This is a genomic window from Pseudomonas sp. ITEM 17296 (assembly GCF_028895205.1).
Taxonomy (GTDB): domain Bacteria; phylum Pseudomonadota; class Gammaproteobacteria; order Pseudomonadales; family Pseudomonadaceae; genus Aquipseudomonas; species Aquipseudomonas kermanshahensis.
Genome location: NZ_WJRS01000010.1, coordinates 175,510 through 182,009, shown reverse-complemented (window position 1 = coordinate 182,009; position 6,500 = coordinate 175,510). Strand labels below are relative to the sequence as shown.

The window sequence follows — 6,500 nt, the reverse complement described above, 5'->3', positions numbered from 1 at the left end:
ACAAAGCGGGGAGGCCTTCCGGCCTCCCCGCTTTTGTTCATGCTTTAAAGGCTAGGGAACGCAAACTGCGATGCCTCATGGCTGGCCCGCTGCGGCCAGCGCTGGGTGATCGCCTTGCGACGGGTATAGAAACGCACCCCATCCGGGCCATAAGCATGCAGGTCGCCGAACAGCGAACGCTTCCAACCGCCGAAGCTGTGGTACGCCACCGGCACCGGCAACGGCACGTTCACACCGACCATGCCCACTTCGATCTCGTCACAGAACAAGCGCGCCGCCTCGCCGTCACGGGTAAAGATGCAGGTGCCGTTGCCATATTCGTGATCGTTGATCAGCTGCATGGCCTGCTCCAGGCTGTTAACCCGGACCACGCACAGCACAGGGCCGAAGATCTCTTCTTTATAGATGCGCATCTGCGGGGTCACCTTGTCGAACAGGGTGCCACCCACGAAGTAGCCATCTTCATTACCTGCAACACGCAAGCCACGGCCATCCACCACCAGCTTGGCGCCAGCAGCCACACCGTCGTCGATGTAGCCAACCACCTTGTCGCGGGCAGCAGCGGTAACCAGCGGCCCCATGTCCAGGCCACACGAAGTACCGGCACCAATCTTCAGTGCCTTTATCTGCGGCTCCAGCTTGGCGATCAGTGCATCGGCAACCTGGTCACCCACGCACACCGCCACCGAAATCGCCATGCAGCGCTCACCGCACGAACCATAAGCTGCACCCATCAGCGCGCTGACAGCGTTGTCCAGGTCGGCATCGGGCATCAGCACGGCATGGTTCTTCGCACCGCCCAGCGCCTGTACGCGTTTGCCGCGCTTAGTGCCCTCGGCGTAGATGTACTCAGCAATCGGGGTCGAGCCGACGAAGCTCAGCGCTTTCACTTCCGGAGCCTCGATCAGCGCGTCCACAGCTTCCTTGTCGCCATGCACCACGTTGAGGATGCCTTTAGGCAGGCCGGCTTCCAGCAGCAGTTGGGCAATGTACAAGGTCGAGCTCGGGTCACGCTCGGACGGTTTCAGGATAAAGGCGTTACCGCAGGCAATGGCCAGCGGGTACATCCACAGCGGGACCATGGCCGGGAAGTTGAACGGGGTAATACCGGCGACCACACCCAGCGGCTGGAAGTCGGACCAGGCGTCGATGTTCGGGCCAACGTTACGGCTGTACTCGCCCTTGAGCACTTCAGGTGCCGCACAGGCGAACTCGACGTTCTCGATACCACGCTTCAGTTCGCCTGCAGCGTCTTCCAGGGTCTTGCCATGCTCTTCGCTGATCATCTGCGAGATGCGGGCTTCGTTCTGCTCCAGCAGTTGCTTGAAGCGGAACATCACCTGGGCACGTTTGGCCGGCGGCGTGTTGCGCCAGGCCGGGAAGGCAGCCTTGGCCGAATCGATGGCTTCCTGAACGGTCGCACGGCTGGCCAGTTCGACCTTGCGTACGGCCTGGCCAGTGGACGGGTTGAAGACATCGGCGGTGCGCTCACCCTTGGTAACCAGCTCGCCGTTGATCAGGTGTTGAACAATGCTCATGCAAAACTCCAGATAAAGAGGGGTGACACAAGCGCGTGATCACTTCACGCGCTTGCCATCAAAATCGCAACGATCAATCGATCTGGTTCAGGGTCTCGCCCACCGCGTCGAACAGCCGGTCCAGTTCCTGCGGCTGGGTATTGAAGGTAGGGCCAAACTGCAGAGTGTCGCCACCGAAGCGCACATAGAAGCCTGCCTTCCACAACTTCATCGCCACTTCATAAGGGCGCACGATCGCATCGCCGTCGCGGGCAGCAATCTGGATCGCGCCGGCCAGGCCATAGTTGCGGATATCGACGACGTTCTTCGTGCCTTTAACCCCGTGCAGCAGTTTCTCGAAGTGCGGCGACAGTTCGGCCGCAGCCTGCACCAGGCTTTCCTTCTGCAGCAGGTCCAGTGCGGCGATGCCGGCGGCACAGGCCACTGGGTGGGCCGAGTAGGTGTAGCCGTGGGGGAACTCCACCGCGTATTCCGGTGTTGGCTGGTTCATGAAGGTTTGATAGATCTCGGTGCTGGCAATGACCGCACCCATCGGGATGGCGCCGTTGGTGACCTGCTTGGCGATGCACATCAGGTCTGGCGTCACGCCGAAGGCTTCAGCCCCGGTCATCGCGCCCATACGGCCGAAGCCGGTGATCACTTCGTCGAAGATCAGCAGGATGTTGTGCTGGGTGCAGATCTCGCGCAGGCGCTTGAGGTAGCCCTTCGGTGGCGGCAGAACACCCGCCGAGCCCGCCAGCGGTTCGACAATCACCGCGGCGATGTTCGAGGCGTCATGCAGCTCGATCAGCTTGAGCATTTCGTCGGCCAGGGCAATGCCGCCCTCCTCTGGCAAGCCCTTGGAGAACGCGTTCACCGGCAGCACGGTGTGAGGCAGGTGGTCGACGTCCAGCAGCTGGCCGAACATCTTGCGGTTACCGTTCACGCCACCCAAGCTGGTGCCGGCGATGTTCACGCCATGGTAGCCACGGGCACGGCCGATGATCTTGGTCTTGGTCGCCTGGCCTTTCAGGCGCCAGTACGCACGGACCATCTTCAGCGCGGTATCGGCGCACTCGGAACCGGAGTTGGTATAGAAGACGTGGTTCAGATCGCCCGGGGTCAGCGCGGTGATCTTTTCAGCCAGCTGGAACGACAGCGGGTGGCCGAACTGGAAGGCCGGGGAGTAATCCAGGGTACCGACCTGACGGGCTACGGCCTCGGTGATTTCCTTACGGGTATGCCCGGCGCCGCAGGTCCACAAGCCAGACAGGGCGTCGAAGATCCTGCGCCCCTTGTCATCCACAAGGTAGTTACCTTCCGCCGCCACGATCAGGCGTGGGTCGCGATGGAAATTGCGGTTGGCGGTGTAAGGCATCCAGTGGGCATCCAGCTTGAGCTGGCTGGCGATATCGGTGGGAGCGGTTTCCGGCATGTTCATCGGCGGTTCCTCGAAAGACGATTAGGCAACGATGGATCTTGTTGCGGCTAAATTGGCACGGCGATAAAGTCTGAAAAAGCCTGCTTTTCTAATCTTCAGATAGGGCAACACTAAACTAATGAGCCGACGCCCCGACCCACTCGCCCAAGTCAGCGATTTTGACATTCGCCTGTTGAAGATCTACCGCAGCGTCGTCGAGTGCGGCGGCTTCTCGGCAGCCGAAAACGTGCTCGGGATCGGCCGCTCGGCCATCAGCCAACAGATGAACGACCTGGAGCAACGCCTCGGCCTGCGCCTGTGCCAGCGTGGCCGAGCCGGTTTCTCACTGACCGAGGAAGGCCGCGAGGTCTACCATTCGGCCTTGCAGTTGCTCAGTGCCCTGGAAAGCTTCCGCACTGAGGTCAACGGGCTGCACCAGCACTTGCGTGGCGAGTTGAACATCGGCCTGACCGACAACCTGGTGACCTTGCCGCACATGCGCATCACCCACGCGCTTGCCGAGCTCAAGGACCGCGGCCCAGATGTGCGTATCAACATCCGCATGATCGCGCCCAGCCAAGTCGAGCACGGTGTTCTCGACGGCAGCCTGCATGTCGGCGTAGTCCCGCAGACCATCGCCCTTTCAGGCCTTGAATACCAACCGCTGTATAGCGAGCGTTCGCTGCTCTATTGCGCAGTAGGCCACCCGCTGTTCTATGCCGACGACCAACAGATAGACGACGACCGGCTCAACAGCCAAGAGGCCATCACCCCCACCTTCCGCTTGCCCGCCGATATCCAGGCCCATTACCAGGCGCTGCATTGCACGGCCAGCGCGTCGGACCGCGAAGGCATGGCATTCCTCATCCTGACGGGGCGCTACATCGGCTACCTGCCCGATCACTACGCCAGTTTCTGGGTGCAGCAAGGCCGGCTGCGTGCCCTCAAGCCCCGGCAGCGCTTCTATGACTTGAGCCTGAGCTGGGTGACGCGCAAAGGGCGGCGGCCGAACCTGGTGCTCGAGAGCTTCCTGGATAGCCTGGCTGCGACACGCTGATGCCTGTCTCTGACGCAAACGCTTGTCACTTCGGCGTAGGCAGGTAATCTTGTCCGACAGCCGCTGCCACTGACCCGTACGGAATCGTCCATGACCCTTGAAGTCCCAGCGCATCGCCTCTCCGCCTCGGGCAAGCCCGCCGGCCGCATCCGCCAGAAAAACGAACAGGCCATCATCCAGGCCGCCGAAGATGAATTCGCCCGCCATGGTTTCAAGGGCACCAGCATGAACACCATCGCGCTGAAGGCAGGGTTGCCCAAGGCCAACCTGCATTATTACTTCACCAACAAGCTGGGCCTGTACATTGCCGTGCTCAGCAACATCATCGAATTGTGGGACAGCACCTTCAACGCCTTGAGCGTCGAGGACGACCCGGGCGAGGCACTGAGCCAGTACATTCGGACCAAGATGGAGTTCTCGCGGCGCAACCCGCAAGCCTCGCGCATTTTCGCCATGGAAGTGATCAGCGGCGGCAATTGCCTGAACGAGTACTTCAGCGCCGACTACCGCGAGTGGTTCCGTGGCCGGGCCGCAGTGTTCCAGGCCTGGATCGAAGCAGGCAAGATGGACCCGGTCGACCCGGTGCATCTGATTTTCCTGCTCTGGGGCAGCACCCAGCACTATGCCGACTTCGCCACGCAGATCTGCCAGGTCACCGGCCGCAACCGCCTGACCAAGCAAGACATGGAAGACGCGAGCAGCAACCTTATCCACATCATTCTCAAGGGGTGCGGCATCAAGCCGAGTGCCTGACAGCCATTTATGCCTTCTACCCTGCTCGACCTCTGCGAGTTTCGTGAAGAAATCCGCAAAAGCCGCTTCATCACCCTCGCCGGCCCAATCACCAGTGCTGCCGAGGCGATGAGCTTCATCGAACGCCACAGCGACCTGGCGGCCACACACAACTGCTGGGCGTGGAAGCTTGGCGGGCAATACCGCAGCAATGATGACGGCGAACCGGGCGGCACCGCCGGGCGCCCTATTCTGGCCGCCATCGAAGCGCAAGACTGCGACCAGGTGGTGGTGCTGGTGATCCGCTGGTACGGCGGCATCCAGCTGGGTACCGGTGGCCTGGCCAGGGCCTATGGCGGTGGCGCCAACAAATGCCTGCAACAGGCACCCAAGCGGGTGCTGGTGCAGCGCAGCGAATACACCTGCAGTTGCAGCTTCAGCGAACTGGCCTTGGTAAAGCTGCGCCTGGCGGACGTCGACGGCCTGGTGCTGGATGAACAGTTCACCGCCAATGGTGTTGACCTGCACATCGCGGTCGGTGAAGCCCACCTGGCCCCCTTGCGCCAGCAACTGGCCGACCTGAGCCGTGGGCGCATCCTGCTGGAAGCGCGCTGAATAACTGTTCACACGCGCTGAACATTGCTCACAAGAACTGTGGGCCTGCCTGTGGATAAGCTTGGGGCACTCTCTTGCAGCCCATTGGTTTCAAGGCCCCCAGAGCTTTGATCATATTTTGATCACTATTTGATGACAGTCGCAAATAGCTGAAACCTCGAGAGTTATCCCCAAACTCTGGAAGTGTTACGCACTGGGCATTGCGCTCGGCTTGCACACAATAACTGTGGAACAGCCTGTGGATAACCCGTTAGCCAACAGGCGAAGCGCCCGTCTACAAGCGGCCTGGCGCCATTGATCATTTTTTGACCAGCTGCAGCGCAGGCACAGTTAGCGTCTCTGCAGTATGCTCAAATACTTTTTCCTATACCGATAAAGGAATGTTCCTATGGCTAACTCAAGAACTGCCCTCATCATCGGCGCCTCACGCGGCCTTGGCCTGGGGCTGGTGCAACGCCTGCAAGAAGATGGCTGGAACGTCATCGCCACCGTGCGTGACCCGCAAAAGGCCGGCGCCCTGGCCAACGTTCCCGGTGTGCGCATCGAACAGCTGGAGATGAACGACACCGCTCAGCTCGATGGTTTGAAGCAACGCCTGCAAGGCGAAGTGTTCGACCTGGTATTCGTCAACGCAGGCGTCATGGGGCCGCTGCCACAAGACCTGGAAACCGTCCGCAGCCAGGACATCGGCGACCTGTTCATGACCAACGCCGTGGCCCCCATCCGCGTCGCCCGCCGCTTGGTTGGCCAGGTGCGCGAAGGCAGCGGCGTGCTGGCCTTCATGAGCTCGATCCTGGGCAGCGTGACAATCCCGGACGGCGGTGAAGTCTGCCTGTACAAAGCCAGCAAGGCGGCCCTGAACTCGATGATCAACAGCTTCGTCGTCGAACAACAGCGCCCCGGCCTCTGCGTGCTGGCTATGCACCCCGGTTGGGTGAAGACCGACATGGGCGGCGAAAATGCCGAGATCGACGTGCTGACCAGCACCCGCGGCATGCTCGAGCAGATCAAGGCGCAAAGCGGTAATGGCGGCCTGCGCTTCATCAACTACAAAGGTGAACCGCTGATCTGGTGAATTGAAAGCCGCGTGGCGAGGCAGTAGACTCGATGCCTCGCCCCCGTGGCGGACCTGGATCAGCAGACAGGGCAACACTGAGCT

Annotated in this window: 6 protein-coding genes; 4 read left to right on the top strand and 2 right to left on the bottom strand. The window is 61.1% G+C overall.

What is annotated here, in order from left to right:
* Positions 1-44: 44 nt before the first annotated feature.
* Positions 45-1,538, bottom strand: coding sequence for a CoA-acylating methylmalonate-semialdehyde dehydrogenase (locus GIB19_RS14110; protein ID WP_027594988.1), 1,494 nt, complete (start codon positions 1,536-1,538; stop codon positions 45-47).
* Positions 1,539-1,611: 73 nt separating this feature from the next.
* Complete coding sequence (locus GIB19_RS14105; RefSeq protein WP_027594987.1) at positions 1,612-2,958, bottom strand: aspartate aminotransferase family protein; 1,347 nt, start codon at positions 2,956-2,958, stop codon at positions 1,612-1,614.
* Between the two features lie 118 nt (positions 2,959-3,076).
* Here GIB19_RS14105 and GIB19_RS14100 point away from each other — a divergent pair, with 118 nt between their 5' ends.
* From GIB19_RS14100 to GIB19_RS14085, 4 genes are all read left to right on the top strand, one after another.
* Positions 3,077-3,994: a LysR family transcriptional regulator gene (locus GIB19_RS14100; RefSeq protein WP_099428266.1), complete on the top strand. Its 918-nt coding sequence runs from the start codon at positions 3,077-3,079 to the stop codon at positions 3,992-3,994.
* A gap of 90 nt (positions 3,995-4,084) precedes the next feature.
* Positions 4,085-4,747, top strand: coding sequence for a TetR/AcrR family transcriptional regulator (locus GIB19_RS14095; protein WP_274886877.1), 663 nt, complete (start codon positions 4,085-4,087; stop codon positions 4,745-4,747).
* A gap of 9 nt (positions 4,748-4,756) precedes the next feature.
* On the top strand, positions 4,757-5,341 hold the full coding sequence (locus GIB19_RS14090) for an IMPACT family protein (RefSeq protein WP_027594984.1): 585 nt from the start codon (positions 4,757-4,759) through the stop codon (positions 5,339-5,341).
* Positions 5,342-5,729: 388 nt separating this feature from the next.
* Complete coding sequence (locus tag GIB19_RS14085; protein ID WP_274886876.1) at positions 5,730-6,416, top strand: SDR family oxidoreductase; 687 nt, start codon at positions 5,730-5,732, stop codon at positions 6,414-6,416.
* Positions 6,417-6,500 lie beyond the last annotated feature (84 nt).

Excerpts from the sequence above, each read along its gene's own strand:
- GIB19_RS14100 (WP_099428266.1), top strand. The coding sequence starts at position 3,077 with ATGAGCCGACGCCCCGACCCACTCGCCCAAGTCAGCGATTTTGACATT.
- GIB19_RS14085 (WP_274886876.1), top strand. The coding sequence starts at position 5,730 with ATGGCTAACTCAAGAACTGCCCTCATCATCGGCGCCTCACGCGGCCTT.
- GIB19_RS14090 (WP_027594984.1), top strand. The coding sequence starts at position 4,757 with ATGCCTTCTACCCTGCTCGACCTCTGCGAGTTTCGTGAAGAAATCCGC.
- GIB19_RS14105 (WP_027594987.1), bottom strand. The coding sequence starts at position 2,958 with ATGAACATGCCGGAAACCGCTCCCACCGATATCGCCAGCCAGCTCAAG.
- GIB19_RS14110 (WP_027594988.1), bottom strand. The coding sequence starts at position 1,538 with ATGAGCATTGTTCAACACCTGATCAACGGCGAGCTGGTTACCAAGGGT.
- GIB19_RS14095 (WP_274886877.1), top strand. The coding sequence starts at position 4,085 with ATGACCCTTGAAGTCCCAGCGCATCGCCTCTCCGCCTCGGGCAAGCCC.